We start from the raw sequence: 19,333 nt of genomic DNA on the forward strand, positions 1-19,333 counted from the left end.
CCTCGGTCAGCTCGTCGCCCGTACGGCGTCCCTGATCAGAGCGGCGACCCGTGTGGGCTCGGACAGGACCACCGCGTGGGAGGCGTGCGGGAGTTCGACGACGACCGCTCCCGCCCGTGCGGCGCCGAAGCGCTGGACCTCGGGGCTGATCGCGCGGTCCGCCCCGGCCACCAGGGCCCAGGACGGTTTCGTGCGCCACGCCGCCGCCGACGCGCCCTCGGTGAACGCGGCTGCGGCGAGGGGGCGTTGGGTTGTCGCCAGGACGCCGGCCACGTCCTCGGGCACGTCCGCCGCGAAGACGCCGGGGTAGGCCGCCTGCTCGATGGTGACCTCGACCCCGAAGTCGCCGTCCAGGAGCGGGTACGACCACTCCTTCAGGCTGCCGGACAGCAAGGACTCGGGGAAGCTGCCGTCGAGCTCTCCGAGGCTCTCGCCCTCGTGGGGCACGTAGGCGGCCACGTAGACGAGCCCCACGACGTTCTCCGCGACGCCGGCCACGGTGATCAGCGCACCGCCGTACGAATGGCCCACGAGGACGGCCGGCCCCTCGATCTGCGCCAGAACCGAGGCGAGATAGGCGGCGTCCGACGCCAGGCCCCGCAGCGGGTTCGACGGGGCGATCACGGGGATCCCGCTGCCGCGCAGTTCCGAGATGACGCCTATCCAGCCGGTCGCGTCGGCGAAGGCACCGTGCACGAGAACGACGGTGGGGTTGCTCATGCGAGTTCTCTTCTCCGTATCGGGCTCCTGCGCCCGTCCTGGGCACCGGCGTCGGCCGGTGCGAAGGCCGACGCCGCCAGCGCCTGCCATTGGCTGGGGCTCATGCCGTAAGCGCCGCGGAAGGTGCGGCTGAAGTGCGAGGGGCTGCTGAACCCCCAGCGGTTCGCCACCGCGGCCATGGTGGTTCTCCGGTGGGAGCGGCCCAGCTCGAACCGGCAGAATTCGAGCCTGCGCCGGCGTATCCAGTGGCTCACCGTACTGCCGTCGTTCTGGAAGAGTTTCTGCAGATACCGGACGGAGATGTGGTGGGCGCGCGCGATCGACTCCGGGGACAGGTCCGGGTCCATCAGGTGTTCTTCGATGTGGGCGCGGATGCGGGACAGCATCTCCTTGCCGGCCGCCGACGCGTCGTCGGCCTCGTCTTTCGTGTCCGCTTCGAGGAGTTCCATGACCAGGACGGAAAGGAGGTGCACGGCCGTGCGGGCACGCCGGTCCCCGATCGTGGACCGGCGCACCTCGGCCCTGGCGGCGAGCGCGGTCAGAAAGTCGGACGCCAGCGCTCCGATCCCCTCCCCGCCGCGTACGGGCACGCCGAGCACCTGGTGCAGTTCCGCCTCCGTCACGCCCAGATAGCAGCGGGGCACCCGGAAGAAGAGCATCTGGCAGTCCTCGTCGAACCGCAGGAGGTGTCGCCGGGCCGGGTCGCAGAAGACCAGGTCGTTCGGCTCCAGCAGGGTCGTGGCACGCCCGTGGACGGCGGTGACGGAGCCACGGACGTGGACGCCGAGGTAGACGTGGTTGGGGTCGTCGGTGTCCGGCATGGCGGAAAGCATCTGGACCAGCCACCCCGAACGGGAGGCGGGCGGAGTCGGATCGGGCACGTGCCGGGATACCTGTTCGGGCGCGGGTGGCATCAGTGTGGGGGTCATGGGGGTTCCTAGCCGTGGGTCGGTGCGGAGCGGGACGGGGTTCACGCCCCCGTCGCCGGCTCCTCGGCCAGGAACTTCTCCACCACCGCGTTGAAGGCCGGCGCGTTCTCCAGGAAGGGGAAGTGCGAGCTCGCCACGTCGGAGGCGAACACGTGCAGGCGTGCGACGGGAATCCGCTCAGCGACGAAGCGCTGTGAATCGGGGTGCACATGGCTTCCCTCGCAGCCGATCACCAGGGTCGGCACATCGATCCGGGCCAGCACGTCCCGCCAGTCCTGCGCGCAGTGGTCGAACAGCAGCGGTACGCCCGCGTAGGCGGGGGTCGCCCTGACCTCCTCGGCGACGAAGGCCAGCACCTCGGGGTCGGGCTCGCCGGAGAACATGCCGCGCACGAAGTCGGCGAGAACCGTGTCGCCCTCCGGCCCCGCCAGTGCCGCGCCCAGGTACAGCAGCCCCGACACGTCGAAGATGGCACCGCACTCGCGCTGTTCCCGCTCGGTCATCCAGGGCACGGCGGCGACCGCTGCGGGCTGGTCGACGGCGACGAAGCGCCGGATCCGTCCGGTCCCGTACTGGTCGATGAAGCTCCACCACACCGAGACGCCCATGGACCACCCCAGTGCGTCGAAACGGGCCAGGCCGAGGTGGTCGACGAGTTCGAGCACGTCGCGCGAGAGCCGGGCGACGCGGTATCCGTGAGACGGTCTGCCGGACTTCCCGTGGCCGCGGAAGTCGACGGTGACGACGCGACGGCCGGGCGCCAGCCCCTCGGTCTGGTGGCGGAACATCGCCTGCGTCTGCCCCCAGCCGTGCAGCATCACCAGCGGCACACCGTCGCCGCCGCTGTCCTGGTAGGCGAGCCGTACGCCATCCGTCGTGATCAGTTCTTCCATGACCTCTCCCCTGGTCAGAGGCGGTGTATACCGTTCCCGCCGTCCGGGACATCATCGAATGGGGCTCGCCGCCCGCACTACCGCGCGCTGTAGGAATCGGGCCGCGTATCCTCCTCGCTTTGTCGAAACGAGGGCGTGTTCAGGCGGCGCGGTCGGCGCCCGGGTCGAGGAGTTCCTCGACCCGCAGGCCGAGGTGCAGGGTGAGCCGGTGGGCTCCGTTGTCGAGGTCCAGTCCGGTGATCTCCTGGATCTGGCGCAGGCGGTAGTAGAGCGAGGTGCGGTGGATGCCCAGTGCGTCCGCGGTCCCGCGGATCGATCCCGCGTGGTCGAGGAAGCACCGCAGCGTCTCCCGCAGGCGGTCGCCGCCATGAGCCTCGCTCAGGGTGCGGAGCGGCTTGGGGACCAGGGACGTGTTCAGGGCGTGTTCGGGCAGTTGCAGCAGCACGGCGAGTTCCCCCAGGAGTTCCCAGTCGCCGACGCTGTTCAGGGAGGGCAGCCTGCGAGCGGCGCGGGCCGCCACGAGAGCCTGTTCGTACGACGTCCACGCGTCGTCCAGGCCGGCGTGCCGGCCACCGACGCCGATCACGGGGTCCGCCGACGGGTCCAGGAAGGTGCGCAGGTCGGCGAGGATGCGCGCGGACTGGGCGGCGACCTCGTCCGGGCCCGGTGGCCGGTCACGGAGCTGGAGCAGGATCGCCCGCTCCTTGCCGATCGCGATGAGTCCCTGAGCGGAGCGTGTCTGGCGGAACCCTTCCAACGCCGCCCCCAGGGCGGCCTCGGACTGCCGCACGAGTTCGGTCGCGCAGCTCAGCTGGGCCACGGTGACCAGGACGTGCTCCGCCGCCCCGAGCAGCCCCAGTTCCTGGCCGCGCCGACGCGCGGTGGTGCGTGCGGCGACGTCGCCACCGACGAGTGCGAGGGCCAGGTCCCGCTCGTCCGTCTTCCGGTGGTCGGCGGCGACGTGCTCCCCGTACATCTGGGCGGCCATGGCATCCGCGGCCTGCGCGATGGCAGCGATCTCCCGCTCCCGCAGCGTCTTTTCGGGCGCGACCACCACGAGCAGCCCGAGGAGGTGCCCGCGCCGGCGCAGCGGCGCGACGTAGCGGGGAAGCAGTCCGAGATCGTCGCGGCCGTCGATGAATCCGGGCCTGGACCACTGGGTCACGCCCTGGGCGAGGACGTGGCGGATGGCCGCGTTGTCGGCGCGGCCCTGCAACAGGGTGGTGATGCGCACCGGATCCTCGTCGCCGAAGTGGCGGCTCGTGCAGATCATGCGGACCAGCGGGTCGTCGACGGCGACGGACCGGCCGAGCCGCTCCGCGAGCTCGTCGACAAGCGCCTGGAGCTCCGGGCTGCCGGGGCGGGCTCGCTCGAGCCGTGCGGTCATGCGTTGTTCCTCTTTCGACCAGGGTTCCCGCGGACTTCTCCGTTCCGCGGTTCTTGATCATTTTGAGGAAGCGGTGACGCCGGCACATCCCACGAATCGTCCATTGCCCCGGCACCCTTATGGGATACGAAGCCACTACTCTCCGCTGTCGCGCTGCTCGACCAGCCGGGTCAGCTCCCCGCGCGAGGTGACGTCGAGCTTGGTGAAGGCCCTGCGCAGGTGGGAACTCACCGTGTGCGGTGACAGGGAGAGGTGCTCGGCTACCTGCCGGTTGGTCAGCCCGCGGGCCACGAGCCGTACGACCCGTATCTCCGCGACCGTCAGCTCGGGCCACGCGCCGCCGGCCCCGGACGTCGAGGGCCGGCGCCGGACACCGGCGGCCCTCAGACGCCGGCGCACGCGTACGACGTCCCGCTCGGCGCCCGCTCGCGCGTACAGCGTCAGGGCCGCGTCGAAGTACGGCACCGCCTCCGATCTGCGGGTGGCCGCCAGCTTGCGTCCGGCGTCCTCCAGGGCCGACGCCCGGGCCAGCACCCGGGGGCAGTCCTCGTACAGCCGTACGGCGCGTACGAGCGGGGCGAGGTCGTTGTCGAGGAGGCCCCGGGCGTGCGCGGCGGTGGCGGCGAGGAACGCGAGGCCGGGGTTGAGCGCCGCTCGCCGCTCGGCCAGGACGACCGCCTGCGCGGCCCGTTCGTGCGCGCCGGCCCGCAGCGCCAGACGGACGAGTACCGGGGCGTCCGCAGGATCGATCAACCCGGCGTAGGCGGGCCGGTCCTCGGCGGGCGCCGCCATCACCTCGTCGAGCTCGGCCATGGCACGGTCGGGCCGGCCTTCGAAGTCGGCCATCAGCGCCAGCATCCAGGAGCCGAAGTGCCGCACAACGGGTGCACCGTCGCCGCGCATACGCCTCGCCTCCGCCGCGTACGCCCGTGCGGTCGCCCCGTCGTCGGTATGGACGGCGACGCGCATCATCACGTAGCGGATCGTGACGTCGGCGAGGCTGCCCGGGCCGAGACCGTCGGCCGCCTCAAACGCAGCCTCGGCGTCGGCCCGGGCCTCCGCCAGCCGTCCGGCTTCCAGAAGGATGCGGGAGCGGGTCATGAGCCACATACGGGTGGCGGCCGTCCGGCCCTGCTCCGCGGTGATGCGGATGCCCTCCTCCGCGGCGGCGAGCGCCTGCGCGGTGCGTCCGACGGTGTGCGACAGCAGAGCGTGCCACAGGGCCTCCGGCACCCACAGCGAGGTGCTGACGCCGAGGGCGTCGGCCAGCGCGGCGGACCGCTCGGCCTGCCGAAACGCCTCGGTCAGGTCCATCCGGTGGAAACTGAGGGCCGAGCGGACCGTCGTCAGCGTGGCCTCCGCGGTGCGGTCCCCCGCTGCCGCCGCGCTCTGCCACGCCCGGGCGGCGACCTCCTCGGCCGCCGCGTGCTCGCCCGACATCGACAGGCAGACGGCGAGCGTGGCGAGCAGTTGTCCCCTCACGGCCACGGAGATCCCGGGCAGCGCCGCCCCGGCGCGGGCCTGCCGCACCCCCTCGCAGAAGTCGAATGGTACGGCCAGCCGTGCCAGGGCCAGGCGGATGCGCGCCTCGTCCCCGGGCCCGAGGGTGCCGGCCGCCAGGGCGGAGCATCCCAGCTCACGCGCCTGGGCGGCCCGGCCCGTCTGCCAGAGCAACGGGATCGTCTCGGCGATGACCTGCGGCCGCTCCCCAGCGTCCGCGGCGGTGAGTTCCAGGGCCTCGAGGCTGCGTTCCGCGGCCGGTCCGGGAGCGGTGGCCGCGAGGTCCGCCGCCGCGGTGCGCAGCCGCTCGGCCTCCGCCGCGTCTTTCTGGCCCGCTGTCCCCGCCGACCGTGCCGGACGAGCGAGGGAAAAGGCCGCGCTTGCCGACGACAGCCCGGCGACCCGACGCTGAAGGGCCTGACGCAGGGACGGGGGGAGCGCTGCTTCGACCGCCTCACGGATCAGGTCGTGGCGGAAGACGAGGCGATCGCCGTGCTCGGCGAGCAGGTCGGCGTCGAGTGCTTCCCGTACCGCTGTGATGAGCGCCGCCGAGGACCTGCCCAGCAGTTCGGCCAGCAGCGCCACGGTGACCGGGCCGCCCACCGCGGCCGCCGTCCGCACCAGCTCCCGCGCCTCACCGGACAGCTCATCGAGGCGGCGCACGACAGAGGGGAGCACGCGGGGGGCGGGAACTTCGGCGGCCAGCCCGGCCGTGCCGTCGTCGATCGTCACCGCCCCCTCGTCCAGCGAGCCGAGCACCTCGATGAGCAGCTGGGGCACCCCCTGGGCGCGGTGGGCGAGATGGAGGACATCCGGCCCGGCGGGGGCGCCCAGGACGTCCTCGGTGATCCGTGCCACCGCCCGCTCCCCCAGCGCTCCGAGGACCAGCTCGTGCGCGCCCGCATGCCGGATCCTGTCCAGGGTCGTCCGCACGCCAGCCGACACGCTGCCGCCGCGCACGGCGACCAGCCACAGGATCGGGTGGGAGGAGAGTCCCGCCGCGAGGGTGTGGAAGCTGAGCAGGGTCAGGTCGTCGCACCACTGGAGGTCGTCCAGGACGACGAGCAGAGGGCCCGTGCGCGCCGCCTCCCGCAGGCGCTCCCCCATCTCCTGAAGCAGCCAGAACCGCTGGCCGGGTGTCGTGGCGAGATCCCGCAGGCGCTGAGCGCCCGAGAGCGGTTCCTCGCCGCCGAGTACGCCTTCGAGGAGCGGCCCGAGCGGTACGAACTGCTCGTCGGGCTCCGCCGCCCCCTCGAACACCCGCATCCCGCGCCGGCGCGCGGCCGCTGCTGCCTCCGCGAGGATCCTGGACCTGCCGATGCCGGCGGGACCCCCGACCCGGACGATCCCGCCTTCGCCCCGGCCGAGCGCGTCCAGCCGCGCCTCGATGAACGCCATTTCGGTGTCCCTGCCGCGCAGTGGTACCCGCGGGCCGTCGCGCTCCTCGCGAGCGGTCCTCGTCGTCACCTGGTTCACGCTCACTCCGCCGGCCTGGGCCGCAAGGGACGGGCTCGGTCCTCATGCGGTACGGCGGAACAGTATGAACCATATGAACTGGCCCGCCATCGGGCGGCCCGCGGCCCGTCTCAGTCGAAGCGCAGGTCGGCGAGTTGCCGTTCGAGGGCGGTGACGTCGTCCTCGGGCTCCTGCGCGACCGGGCGCGCCGCCATGAGCGCGGTGAGTTCGGCGGCGGCCCGGCGGATGCGGCCGGGCAGACCGTCGGTGTACTCGTCCCCGCCCGAGCCCCAGTCCTCGGACGCCGCGAACACGGCGGTGGGGACAGTGACCGCACGGAGATGGGCGAAGAGCGGACGCAAGGCGTGCTCCAGGACCAGCGAATGGCGGGCGGTACCGCCCGTCGCCGCGATCAGGACCGGCTTCCCAGTGAGGGCGTCCGGGTCGATCACGTCGAAGAAGGACTTGAACAGACCACTGTAGGAAGCGGCGAACACGGGCGTCACGACGATCAGACCGTCGGCCGCCGTCACCGCGGTGATCGCGGCGGCCAGCCGCGGCGGAGGGAACCCCGTCACGAGGTGGTTGGCGATGTCACGGGCCAGTTCGCGCAGCTCCACCACGTCCATCGACGCCGTCCGCCCCCGGGCGGTGAGTTCGTCGCGGGCCGACTCGGCCAGCCGGTCGGCGAGCAGCCGGGTGGAAGAAGGGGTGCTCAGCCCCGCGGAGACGACGGTCAGCTTCACGCGGCGGACACCTCCCGGACGGCCCGCAGGGACGCGTGCGTGGGAGCCTGTGGCACGTCGGCCGGACGCCCCTTGGCGAATTCCCGGCGCAGCACGGGCACGACCTCTTCGCCCAGGATGTCGAGCTGTTCCAGGACGGTCTTCAGGGGCAGGCCCGCGTGGTCCATCAGGAACAGCTGACGCTGATAGTCGCCGACCGTCTCCCGGAACGACAGGGTCCGCTCGATGACCTGCTGGGGAGAGCCCACGGTCAGCGGGGTCTGCTCGGTGAACTCCTCCAGCGACGGGCCGTGGCCGTACACCGGCGCGTTGTCGAAGTAGGGACGGAACTCCCGTACGGCGTCCTGGGAGTTCTTGCGCATGAAGACCTGGCCGCCCAGGCCGACGACGGCGTCCTCCGGCCGGCCGTGACCGTGGTGCGCGAACCGGCGCCGGTAGAGCTGCACCATGCGCCGGGTGTGGTCGGCCGGCCAGAAGATGTTGTTGTGGAAGAAGCCGTCGCCGTAGAAGGCGGCCTGCTCCGCGATCTCGGGCGACCTGATGGATCCGTGCCAGACGAAGGGCGGAACGCCGTCCAGGGGCCGCGGTGTCGAGGTGAAGGCCTGGAGCGGCGTACGGAACGTGCCCTCCCAGTCCACGACGTCCTCGCGCCACAGCCGGCGCAGCAGCGCGTAGTTCTCCTTGGCGAGGTTGATGCCCTGGCGGATGTCCTGGCCGAACCACGGGTACACCGGGCCGGTGTTGCCGCGCCCCAGCATGAGGTCGACCCGGCCGTCGGCCAGGTGCTGGAGCATCGCGAAGTCCTCGGCGATCTTCACCGGGTCGTTGGTGGTGATCAGCGTCGTGGCCGTGGACAGGATCAGTTTCTCGGTGCGGGCGGCGATGTGACCGAGCAGGGTGGTCGGCGACGACGGCACGAACGGCGGGTTGTGGTGCTCGCCGGTGGCGAAGACGTCCAGGCCGACCTCCTCGGCCTTGAGCGCGATGGCGACCATCGCCTTGATGCGCTCGTTCTCGGTCGGCGTGCGACCGTCGGTGGGGTCGGGGGTGAGGTCCCCGACGGTGAAGATGCCGAACTGCATGGGGGGTCTGCTCTCCTGAGCTCGTCCGGTTCCCGCACGGGAACCGGGGGCGGGGTGACGCCGGGGCTTCCGGTGCCACCCCGGCAGGTCAACGGTGCGGCGTCACTTCGCCAGGAAGGCGAGGAGGGCCGTGTTGACCTCCTCGGCGTGGGTCCACAGCAGACCGTGCGGGGCGCCCTCGATCTCGACGTAGTCGGCCGACGGCAGCGCCTGGTGGAAGGGGCGCGCGGTGCCCTCGGCCGGCAGGATGCGGTCGGCGGTCCCGTGCAGGATCAGGGCCGGCACGTCGACGGCCGGGATGTCAGCGCGGAAGTCGGTGTACCAGGTCGCGGGCGCGGCCGACGCGGCGAAGGAGCCGCCGCGGGCCGCGGTGTTCCAGCTGTTGCGGACGGCCTCCTCGCTGATGCGGGTGCCCAGGTTCTCGTCGAGGTTGTAGAAGTCGTTGAAGAAGGCCGTGTAGTAGGCGTAGCGGTCGGCCTTGACGGCGGCGACGACACCGTCGAAGAACTCCTGCGGGGCAACGCCCTGCGGGTTGTCGTCGCTCTTGAGCAGGCAGGGCTCCAACGAGGCCAGGAAGGCGGCCTTGGCGACCCGGCCCGAGCCGTAGGTGGAGAGGTAGCGGGCGACCTCGCCGGTGCCCATGGAGAAGCCGACGAGAACGGCGTCGTGCAGGTCGAGGGTCTCCATCACGGTGTTCAGATCGGCGGCGAAGGTGTCGTAGTCGTATCCGGTGGTCGGCTGCGAGGACTGCCCGAAGCCGCGGCGGTCGTAGGTGATCACGCGGTAGCCGGCACTGAGCAGGGCCGCGCTCTGGCGCTCCCAGGAGCGGCCGTCGAGCGGGAAGCCGTGGATGAGGACGACCGGCTGCCCGGCCCCCTGGTCCTCGAAGTACAGCTCGACGGGGTTGGTGTTCTCCTGGCCCACGGTGATGTACGGCATGGGGGCGCTTCCTCAATTCGGGTCGGCTGGTCCGCGCGTCGTGGCGGCGCGGTATGCCCGTCACGCTAGGACCGGCCGTGCACGCGCTGTTGTCCGCCCGCGCACCACCCCTTGCACGGGGGCGCAGAGGTCGCTCAGCCGCCGGTGGCTGTCGCGGTGTCGTCTTGCGCGAGGACGATCCGGGCCAGGTGGACCCGGGAGCGCACCGCGAGCTTGCGGAAGATCGACGCCAGATGGGTGTTGACGGTGTGCGGGGAGACGACGAGGGCCTGCGCGGCCGACCGGTTGGTGTGACCCGCGGCGATCAGCCGGGCCACCTTGCGTTCGGAGGCCGTGAGTGCCTCCCAGCCCTGGTCGGCGCGTGGCCGCAGCCGTCCGGTGCGCCGGCCGGGGCGGCTGGTGGCCCGGTCCGGATCGGTCCGTACCCGGTCGGCCTCGGCGTCGGCCCCCGCCTGGGCGTAGAGGTCGTACGCCCTGGTCAGGGCAGGTGTCGCGGCGGCGTCGCCGACGGTCAGCAGTGCGCGCCCGAGGTCGGCGGACGCGGCGGCGAGCAGCAGGGGCCGGGGGCCGGTGGAGAGGATGCGGACCGCACGCTCCAGGAGGTGGTGGTCGGCGCTCACCAGGGCGGCCGCGTGGGCGGCCGTTCCCCGGGCGGTCGGCACGGTGGGGTTGCGCGTGGCGTGTGCGCCAGCCTGGGCCGCGAGGTCCTCGGCCAGCTTCCGGTCCCCGCCGTTCAGGGCGATGCGCACGGCCTGGGCGACGTGAGGGCGCAGGAGCCGCCACCGCAGGAAGGGGTGGTCCCGTTGCACGGAGCGGATCCGTTCGGCCGCGGCCGCGTGGTCACCGTCGGCATCGGCGATGACGGCCTCGAAGTACTGGTGCGTGGCGTGGTTGCCCGTGTTCGGCCGGTCGGCCACGGTCGCTCGTACGACATCCAGGTGTTCCCGCGCGGCTTCGCGATCACCGCGCAGCAACGCGAGCAGACCGCGGTTGACGCGGATGTTGACCAGGTTGCCGGGCACGTGGAGGTCCGCTTCGAGCCGCTCGGCGGTGATGAAGCCGGCGTCCGCGTCGTCGAGCCGGCCCAGCCCCATGTTCAGGGTCGCCTGGGCCCAGATCAGCATGGCGGGACGCAGGGGGGCGTCGTCCGCCGTCCGGAGCAGCCGCGCCACGGTGGCGAAGTCGTCCAGGTGGATCCGTGCGACGGCCTCCTCGGGAAGGAAGGCCGCGTCGAACACGCTCAGCGCCGTGTGGTGTTGGACGGCGGCGGCGCAGTCGCCCGCGTTGAGGGCGATCTCGCCGAGACCCCACAGGGCGAGGACGCGGGCCTCGCGGTCACCGGTCCGCTCCGCCTCGGCGAGCGCCTCTTCGCCGCTCTCGCGAGCGGCCTCCAGGTCGCGGCCGCGGGAGCGGGCCAGGGCCTGCCGGGCGGTGAGCCGGGCCCGGGTCACCGGGTCGGTGACGGCCGCCAGCGCCGCCGTCGAGCGGCGGGTCAGCTCGTGGATGTCGTCGAGGTGCCACAGCGCGTCGCCCAGGACGCATTGCAGGCGGGCGAAGACGTCCAGGGACGGTTGCCGGGCGAGCAGCGCGTCGCCGGTCTCCCGTGCCTGTGTGTACCGGCCCGCGCGGGTCAGCGCGACAATCGCCCGCTCGCCCACGTCGAACAGCATGGGCGCACGGGGTGGTACGAGTTCCAGGGCCCGCAGCGACAGGTCGGCGGCGAGGTCGGGCATGACGGCGAGCACGTCCGTGGCGGCGGTGCCGAGCAGCGCGACCGCCTCCGTGTCACCAGGGTCGGCGCTCTTCAGCAGATGGGGGACCGCGTCGATGGAGCTCCGGCCGGCCGCGACGAGCCGGCGTGCGGCCTCCCGGTGCAGCGCCCGGCGCACGGAGGGGGCGAGGTCGGCGTACACGGCCTCCCGGAGCAGGTCGTGGCGGAACAGAAGGCGTTCGCCGTCATCGCGCAGGAGCGCCGCGGCGATCGCCTCCTCCACCGCGGCACCGAGTGCGGAGGCGGGCCGGGCACACAGGGCGGCGGCGTCCGCGAGCGAGAACGCGCGGCCCAGTACCGAGCCGATCCGCAGGAAGTGCAGGGTGTCCGGCCGCAGATCGGCCAGTCGGCCGCGCACGCCCAGGACCAGGCGCTCGGGCACGTCCGGCCCTTCCCCGCCCTGCGCCGCGATGCCCGAGAGCATCTCGGTCGCGAGGAAGGGGTTGCCGCCCGCCCCGCCGAGGAGCTCCGCGACCCGCTCCGGCACCTGCGCGCCCAGGACGTCGCGTGCCAGCTCGGCCAGGGCCCTCTCGGACAGCGGACGCAGAGCGAGGGTCGTCGCCCGCGGCCCCTGCCCGTACAGGTGCGGGTCCTGCCGGCCCGTGAGCAGCCACAGGACCGGGGAGCCGAGCAGCCGGGCCGGCAGGAGGCTCAGGGCGAACCGGCTCAGCGGGTCGGCCCATTGCACATCATCGACCGCGATCAGTACGGGCGTGGCCGCCGCGCGCTCCTCGATCAGCTGGGCCAGCCGTTCGACGAGCCAGATGCGCTGGTCGTGGTGGACGGCGAGGTCGGCGAAGTCCCCACGGGCGAGCAGCGGCGTCTCGCCGTGCAGCAGCCCCGAGGCCAGGGAGGCCAGCGGTGCCAGTTCGTGCAGTTCCTCCGCGCGTCCATGGCTGACGGCGAATCCCTGGTCCCGGGCCAGCGAGACGGCTTCCCGCAGCAGTACGGTCTTGCCGATGCCGGGCTCGCCCAGCAGGAGCGCGATCGCTCCCGCCCCGCCGCGGCGCACCGCCTCGACCAGGGCGCGCAGCTGTTCCAGCTCGGCTTCGCGGCCCCGCAGCCCGGGCCGGCTCACCCGTCCGCCCGCGGGCGCCGCCCGGCGTTCCGCCTCGGTCCGGTCGGCTCTCATCCCTTGACCGATCCGGCGAGCAGTCCCCGTGCGAAGTGCCGATGCAGGGCGAAGAAGACGAGCAGCGGGACGAGCGCCGCAACGAAAGCTCCTGCGGTGAGCCGCTGCCACTCGTTGCCGTACGTCCCGGCCAGGCTCGCCACCCTGACCGTCATGGGCGCGGTGTCGGCCGTGCCTCCCGACAGGGTGAGTGCCACCAGGAGGTCGTTCCACACCCAGAGGAACTGGATGAGGGCGAAGGACGCCAAAGCCGGGCGGCTCAGCGGCAGCACGATCCGCAGCAGCAGCGTTCCGTGCGAGGCGCCGTCGACCCGGGCGGCTTCGATCAGGTCCCTGGGCAGTGCGGCCAGGAAGTTGTGCAGGAGGAAGACCGCGAACGGCAGCGCGAAGGCCGTGTGGGCGAACCAGACCTGAGCAAACCGCGCGGGACCGGTGAGGTGCCACGCGGGCAGGAACAGCCAGCCCTGGGAGAAGAGCTTCAGGAGAGGGACGAGCGCCATCTGGAGCGGCACGGCCTGGAGCGCGAAGATGCCGACGACGAGCGCGTCGCGCCCCTTGAAGTCGATCCAGGCCAGGGCGTAGGCCGCGAAGAAGGCCACCACGAGCGGGAACAGCACCGAGGGCAGGGCGATGACGACGGAGTTGACGAAGTACTCCGCCAGGCGCCCCGATCCGTTGGCGCCGCCGGACAGCACCTCGCCGTAGTTGTCGAGCGTGAGGTGGGGCGCACCCAACACGGTCCACCAGCCCGTCGTCTTGATCTCCCGCTCGGGGCGGAACGAGGAGAGCAGGAGAGCCAGGGCCGGTGTCGTCCACAGGACCGCGATCACCACGGCGAGCAGCGTGAAGGCGCGGGAGGCCAGACGCTCCCGCACACCGTTCACCCTCTCCCCCGCCGCGCCCGGACCTGGTGGGCGACGAAGGGGGTGACGAGGACGAAGAGGAGTACGGCAAGCGCCGCGCCGTGGCCCGTTTCGCCGTAGCGGAAGGCCTGGTCGTACATGTCGTGGGCGATGACGTCCGTGTCGAACTGCCCACCGGTCATGGTCTTGACGATGTCGAAGGCCTTGAAGGCGCCGATCGCCTGGGCGAGCACCACGACGGTCAGCGTGGGTCTGATCGACGGCATGACGATCCGCCAGAAGATCTGCCGGGCGCGGGCACCGTCGAGTCGGGCCGCCTCGATCAGCTCGGCGGGTACGGCCCTGATCGCGCCGGCCAGCAGGACGGCCGCGAAACCCGCCTGTGTCCACACCATCGCCACGATGAGGAACAGGACGTTCCAGGGCGAGTCGGCGAGCCATTGCCGCGGTTCGCCGCCGAACGCGACGACGAGCTGGTTCAGCAGCCCGATCTGCCCGGCCTGCGCGGGGCGGTAGGCGTAGACGAACTTCCAGATGACGCCCGCGCCGACGAAGGAGATCGCCATCGGCATCAGCAGGAGCGACAGCGCGAACCCCCTGAACCGCGACCGCACGACGGCCGCCGCGTACAGGAGACCGACCGCCGTCGCCGTCAGCGGCACGAGCACCGCCCACGCCACGGTGTTGCGCAGCGCCACCAGCGCCCGGGGGTCGGTGAGCAGCCACCGGTAGTTGTCCCACCCGGCCCACGCCTCTCCCCCACGGTCGGTGAAGGACAGCATCACGGTGCGCAGGGCGGGCAGCAGCAGACCGGTCACGAGCAGCAGCAGCGCGGGGGTCAGCAGGATCAGGGCCGCGGACCTCCTGCGTACCGGCCCCCGGTGCAGCGCCAGCAGGATCAGGCAGACCACCGCCGCGAAGGCGGCGATGCCCTGGAGCAGGTACAGCAGCTTGGGTTGCTGGGCAACGGCGTCGAACGACATCAGCGGCTCGGCCAGGACCGTTCGATGGAGTCGGCGACCTGCCGGGTGGGGGCGCCTCCGATCCAGTCGACGGCTCCCTTCCAGAACGTCCCGGCGCCGACCGACGCGGGCATCAGGTCCGAACCGTCGAACCTGAACTGGGTCCCGGGGTCCTGGAGCAGCTGGATGGAGAGCCTGTCGACCGGGGTCGCGGCGTTCGCCGGATCCACCCCCCTGTTCGCCGAGACGAAGGGGCCCTTCCTCATGCGGGCGTTCGCGAAGTCCGCGGAGGCCAGATACTCCTGGAACGCCCGCACTTCGGGGCGGTCGGCGAACGCCGCGGTGAACACCCCGCCGCCCAGTACGGGGTGGGCGCCCGGCTCGGCCCCGGGCAGGAGGAAGGCGTAGACGTCCTTGTCCGGTCCGATCGTCGTTCCCTTCGGCCACAGATCGGCGTAGAAGGATGCCTGGCGGTGCATCGCGCAGTCGCCGGAGAGGATCGGTGTGCCGGCCTCCTGGTAGGAGATCGACGCCATCGACCGGGCCGGACCGAAGCCGCCGTTGGCGTAGCGGTCGTTCTTGAGGAGGGACCCCACGGTGTCCATGGCCCGGATCACCCGCGGGTCGTCGAAGGGAATCCTGTGGGTGACCCACTGGTCGTAGACGTGGGTGCCCTGCTGGCGCAGCAGGACGTCCTCAATCCAGTCCGTCACGGGCCATCCGGTCGCCTCGGCGGACTCCACTCCCGCGCACCATGGTTTGACACCCGAGGCGGCGACCTTCTCCGTGATCGCCATCAGCTCGGACCACGTGTGGGGAACGCTCAGTCCCCGATCCCGGAAGAACTTCGGGGAGTACCAGACGAACGACTTCACGTTCGCGATCAGCGGGGTGCCGTAGAGGGTGCCGTCCACGGTCGCGTAGCTGTTCCAGTCGGCCGACCAGCCCTGCTTCGCGAGGGTCGCGACTCCGGCGCTCGCGGGCTTGAGCCTGCCGGCCCGCGCGAAGCGTTCCAGGAGGCCGGGCTGAGGGAAGAACGCCATGTCGGGCGCGCTGCCGGCCTCGACCCGAAGCTGGATCTGGGTCTCGAACTCCCCGTCCCCCTCGTACTGGACGTCGATTCCCGTGCAGTGCGCGAAGTCCGCCCAGGTCTCTTCGAACAGGTCGGCCTCGCGGTCCCGGTTCTCCGCGTAGACGGTGACCTTGGTGGCGGGGTGCTTGCCGTACCGGGCGTACGGGCCGCAATCCGCGGTGGGGTGTGACCGCGAGGCGCTGTCCTGGGGAACGGCACAGGCGGCGGCAAGGGCGGCAACGGCGATGACGGCGAGCGCGGTCCTCGCGCCGAACCTCATGGGTGGATCTCCTCCGATCGCCCGCCGAGGCTCTCGGGGGCGATCAGAAGCTACCAGCGCTCGAACAATATCGACTAATCGTTCTAGTCGGCCTGATCGGGCCCCGGGGCGGTGGACCGGATCGCGTCCTGGATCAGCTCCACCACGGCCTTGGGGTGGGCAAGCATGACCAGGTGGGAGGAGTCGACTTCGACGGTGGTCATGCCGGCGCGCTCATAGCCATAGCGCTCCACATCGGGGTTGATCGTGTGGTCGCGGGAGGCCACCAGACCCCACGAGGGCTTGGTCTTCCAGGCGGCGACGGGCGCCGCCTCGGTGAAGGCACGTGCGGCCAGGGGGCGCTGGGAAACGGCGAGCACCGCGGCGAGGCCGGGGTCGACGTCCGCGGCGAACAGGGCGGGGAACCGGTCGACCGCCACCGAGACGTCGGTGCCCTCCTCCGCGGAGCCTGCCACCGGGAACGGGGTGTAGACGAGCGCGTCGGCAAGGCCGGAGTCGGGGAAGCGGCCCTGAAGCTCACCCAGGCTCTCTCCCTCCTCCAGCGCGTATCCCGCCACGTACACCAGTGCACGGACATTGTCCTGCGTCCCGGCGAGGGTGATGACCGCGCCGCCGTAGGAGTGCCCCACCAGGATCACGGGGCCCTCGATGGCACGGATCACCGAGGCGATGTACGCGGCGTCGTCGACGAGGCCGCGGTTGGGCACCGCCGGGGCCACCACCTCCAGGCCGGCGGCGCTCAGTTCGGGGATGACGCGGGCGAAGCTAGAGGCATCGGCGAAGGCGCCGTGGACCAGGACGACGGTGGGACGGTCGTGTCGGGACATGCGGGTACTCCTCTGAGTGGGAAAGAAATTGTGGGGTGTGTCAGAAGCCGAAGCGGGCACGGTGCCCCTCGGGCCGGTCCGTCACCTGCGGTGCCAGGGGTATTCCTGCGCCGTCACGGTTGCTGTCACGGTGTGCGGTAGTGGTGGGTGCGGTCACAGCGTGCGGCGTACGCCCGCCTGGCGTTCGAGGTTGCGCAGTTGGACGCCCAGGTCGCCTTCGACCGCGAGGTGGGCGGGGCCGCTGCGGCCGATGGGCAGGACCTGCTCGCTGCGCATGTCCTCGAGCATCAGGGCGAACGCCGTGTACATCGCGACCAGCGCCACCACGAAGCCCAGCGCACCCGACGTGCGGGTCAGCCACTCGGCGCCCGTGATGCCCGCGAGGCCGGTGGCCGCCCAGCGGGGCAGGGAGACCGCGAGGACGAACCACAGCGCGCGCTTGGGCCGGGTCACGGCGGTCATCAGCGCCCCGAAGCACAGGAGCGCCAGGTTGAACACGCCCAGGACCTGAAGGCCGTCGTCCGCGCCGGTGAGCATGACGAGCGAGTAGGGCAGCCAGCTGCCGGCGAACACCGCCATCAGCGTCGCCGCGATCACATCACGGGCACCGAAGGCCAGAACGCTCACCAGGAGTTGGAGGACGAAGGCCGGAAGGACGGTGTAGGCGACGGCGGGGCGCGCCGCCTCGTCGAAGAACCCGAGCTGGAGACAGCCCGTCATCACTGAAGCGATGGCGATCGTGAAGAAGCCGAGCGGCATGGGTGAGGCGATGGGGCGCAGGGTGATCCGGGTCATCGACCGGAGGTCCGGCTCGAAACGGCGCCCCGGGATGGCGTCCGGCGGGGGCGCCGGGCTGTCGCCGCCTTCGGCTGCGGGAGAGGCTGCGGTCATCGGGTGGATCTCTCTTTCAGTGATCGAAGCAGGGGTCGACGAAGGACGGCGTCATCTCGGGAACGGAGCCGCGCGCCACGCGCCAGCGGCGGTGCTGCTCGGACTCGGCGACGGCCTCGGCCACGGCCGATGCCTGGAGGGCGCCGCTCTGGTAGCCGCCGAAGTGGGCCACCGGGCTCCACTGCGGGCTGACCGGCGGGACGGCCGCGTCGAGCCCCTCGTACTCCGCACTCGCCCAGACGATCCGGCCGCCGACGACGGTGAGCACGGACTCGATGCCGGGGATGACGTCCTCGGGCACCGTGAGGTAGTCGTCGGACAGGATCGCGAGGTCGCCGTAGCAGCCCGCGCGCAGGGTTCCCTTGGCGTCCTGCTCGCCGGTGAGCTGCGCTCCGCCACGGGTGTACAGACCGAGGGCGGTCTCCCGGTCGATCAGGTTCCCGGCCGGGTAGAGCGCCGTTCCCCCGACGGTGCGCCCGGTCACGAGCCAGTGGAGTGCCACCCACGGGTTGTACGAGGAGACACGGGTGGCATCGGTTCCGGCCGCGACGGTCAGGCCCCGGTCGAGCATGGCCCGGACCGGCGGAGTGTGGGCGGCGGCATCGGCGCCGTAGCGGTCGAGGAACGCGGCGCCCTGGAAGGACATCCGGTTCTGGACCGAGACGGCGCCGCCGAGGGCGGCGATCCGGTCGAGGCTGTCGGTGGAGACGGTCTCGGCGTGATCGAAGAGCCAGCGGTTGCCGCCGGGGAACAGTCCTTCGGCCGCGACCTTCTCGAAGACGGCCAGGTCGCGGCGGATCGTCTCGTCGTACGTGGCGTGGAGCCGAAAGCCCCAGCCGTTCTCCATCAGCAGCCGGACCGCCTTCTCGAACTCGGCCTCGTACCCCTCCGCGAGCGCGGGACGGGGCTCGGAGAAGTTCTCGAAGTCGGCGGCCGCCCAGGTGAGGTTCTCACCCGCGCCGTTGAGCCGGAGCCATTCGTCCCCGTCCCCCGGCTCGACCATCTCGGTCCAGCGCTTCAGGTCGGCGAGCTCCTGCCCGGCCGTCTGAGGAAAGAGGTGGTAGGCGATCCGCAGGGTCAGCTCCCCCGACCTGGCGAGGTCGACGACCGTGGCGTAGTTGTCGGGGAAGTTCTGGAACCCGCCGGCGGCGTCGACCGCGGACGTCAGACCGAAACGGTTCAGCTCACGAAGGAAGTGACGTGTCGATGTCCGCTTGTCGGCCTCGTCGAGAGCCGGTGCCTTGGCCAGGGTCGAGTACAGGATCAGAGCGCTGGGAGCGGCGAGCAGGACGCCGTTGGGTTCGCCGTCCCGCCCCCGGACGATCTGCCCGCCGCGGGGGTCGGGGGTCTCGCGCGTGAAACCGGCTGCCCGCACCGCGGCCCGGTTCATCAGCGCCGACTGGTACAGATGCAGGACGAAGACCGGGATGTCGGGGGCGGCGGCGTTCAGCTCGGCGACGGTCGGCATCCTGCGCTCGGCGAACTGCTCGGCGGTCCAGCCCCCCACCACCCGGATCCACTGGCCCTTGGGGGTGCGGCCGGCCTGCTCGCGCAGCATCGCCAGGGCGTGCCGCAGGGTTCGTACGCCGTCCCAGCGCAGCTCCAGGACGTAGTTCAGACCCCCCCGGATGACATGCAGGTGCGAGTCGTTCAGGCCGGGGATCACCCGGCGGCCGAGGGCGTCGACGACCTTCGTCCCCGGCCCGACGAGGTGGGCGAGGTCATGGTCGTCACCGAGGGCCGCGACCCGGCCGTCGCGGATGGCGACGGCACAAGCCTCGGGACGGTCCGGGTCACCGGTGAACACCTTGGCGTTGCGGACCAAGAGGTCGGCGTGCCCGGGCTGCGTCCGCGCGGCGGGGACAAGTCCCGCCACCGGCATGC

15 protein-coding genes are annotated in these 19,333 nt (G+C 72.0%); all 15 read right to left on the minus strand.

Annotated elements, in window-relative coordinates; translation table 11 throughout:
• Positions 1 to 6 precede the first annotated feature (6 nt).
• On the minus strand, positions 7 to 720 hold the full coding sequence (locus ABZ404_RS26375; protein ID WP_358833805.1) for an alpha/beta hydrolase: 714 nt from the start codon (positions 718 to 720) through the stop codon (positions 7 to 9).
• On the minus strand, positions 717 to 1,649 hold the full coding sequence (locus ABZ404_RS26380; protein WP_358833804.1) for a helix-turn-helix domain-containing protein: 933 nt from the start codon (positions 1,647 to 1,649) through the stop codon (positions 717 to 719). The genes ABZ404_RS26375 and ABZ404_RS26380 overlap by 4 nt, the downstream gene beginning before the upstream one ends.
• Positions 1,650 to 1,690: 41 nt before the next feature.
• The gene (locus tag ABZ404_RS26385) at positions 1,691 to 2,542 is read right to left on the minus strand and encodes an alpha/beta hydrolase (RefSeq protein ID WP_358833803.1); all 852 of its coding nucleotides are present in this window, start codon (positions 2,540 to 2,542) and stop codon (positions 1,691 to 1,693) included.
• A 139-nt stretch (positions 2,543 to 2,681) separates the two neighbouring features.
• Complete coding sequence (locus ABZ404_RS26390; RefSeq protein ID WP_358833802.1) at positions 2,682 to 3,929, minus strand: helix-turn-helix domain-containing protein; 1,248 nt, start codon at positions 3,927 to 3,929, stop codon at positions 2,682 to 2,684.
• A 135-nt stretch (positions 3,930 to 4,064) separates the two neighbouring features.
• Positions 4,065 to 6,896 (minus strand): AAA family ATPase, encoded by a 2,832-nt coding sequence (locus tag ABZ404_RS26395; RefSeq protein WP_358833801.1) that lies wholly within the window; start codon positions 6,894 to 6,896, stop codon positions 4,065 to 4,067.
• Between the two features lie 119 nt (positions 6,897 to 7,015).
• The gene (locus tag ABZ404_RS26400; RefSeq protein WP_358833800.1) at positions 7,016 to 7,630 is read right to left on the minus strand and encodes an FMN reductase; all 615 of its coding nucleotides are present in this window, start codon (positions 7,628 to 7,630) and stop codon (positions 7,016 to 7,018) included.
• Positions 7,627 to 8,712 carry an LLM class flavin-dependent oxidoreductase gene (locus ABZ404_RS26405; RefSeq protein ID WP_358833799.1) on the minus strand — a complete coding sequence of 362 codons (1,086 nt, stop codon included), beginning with the start codon at positions 8,710 to 8,712 and terminating at the stop codon, positions 7,627 to 7,629. The genes ABZ404_RS26400 and ABZ404_RS26405 overlap by 4 nt, the downstream gene beginning before the upstream one ends.
• A gap of 102 nt (positions 8,713 to 8,814) precedes the next feature.
• Positions 8,815 to 9,651, minus strand: coding sequence for an alpha/beta hydrolase (locus tag ABZ404_RS26410; protein WP_358833798.1), 837 nt, complete (start codon positions 9,649 to 9,651; stop codon positions 8,815 to 8,817).
• A 134-nt stretch (positions 9,652 to 9,785) separates the two neighbouring features.
• Entirely contained in the window at positions 9,786 to 12,554 is a 2,769-nt protein-coding gene (locus tag ABZ404_RS26415; protein ID WP_358990952.1) for an AAA family ATPase, read from the minus strand.
• Positions 12,551 to 13,429, minus strand: coding sequence for a carbohydrate ABC transporter permease (locus tag ABZ404_RS26420; protein ID WP_358835564.1), 879 nt, complete (start codon positions 13,427 to 13,429; stop codon positions 12,551 to 12,553). The genes ABZ404_RS26415 and ABZ404_RS26420 overlap by 4 nt, the downstream gene beginning before the upstream one ends.
• 5 nt (positions 13,430 to 13,434) lie before the next feature.
• On the minus strand, positions 13,435 to 14,400 hold the full coding sequence (locus tag ABZ404_RS26425; RefSeq protein ID WP_358835563.1) for a sugar ABC transporter permease: 966 nt from the start codon (positions 14,398 to 14,400) through the stop codon (positions 13,435 to 13,437).
• A complete protein-coding gene (locus ABZ404_RS26430; protein ID WP_358835562.1) occupies positions 14,400 to 15,731 on the minus strand; it encodes an extracellular solute-binding protein in 1,332 nt (443 codons plus the stop codon). The genes ABZ404_RS26425 and ABZ404_RS26430 overlap by 1 nt, the downstream gene beginning before the upstream one ends.
• 83 nt (positions 15,732 to 15,814) lie before the next feature.
• Positions 15,815 to 16,558: an alpha/beta hydrolase gene (locus ABZ404_RS26435; protein WP_358835561.1), complete on the minus strand. Its 744-nt coding sequence runs from the start codon at positions 16,556 to 16,558 to the stop codon at positions 15,815 to 15,817.
• A gap of 153 nt (positions 16,559 to 16,711) precedes the next feature.
• Positions 16,712 to 17,449, minus strand: a complete 738-nt coding sequence (locus ABZ404_RS26440) for a GPR1/FUN34/YaaH family transporter (RefSeq protein WP_358835560.1) — start codon at positions 17,447 to 17,449, stop codon at positions 16,712 to 16,714.
• A gap of 16 nt (positions 17,450 to 17,465) precedes the next feature.
• Entirely contained in the window at positions 17,466 to 19,331 is a 1,866-nt protein-coding gene (locus ABZ404_RS26445; protein ID WP_358835565.1) for an amidohydrolase, read from the minus strand.
• Positions 19,332 to 19,333: the final 2 nt, after the last annotated feature.

Source organism: Streptomyces sp. NPDC005878, assembly GCF_040629815.1.
Taxonomy (GTDB): domain Bacteria; phylum Actinomycetota; class Actinomycetes; order Streptomycetales; family Streptomycetaceae; genus Streptomyces.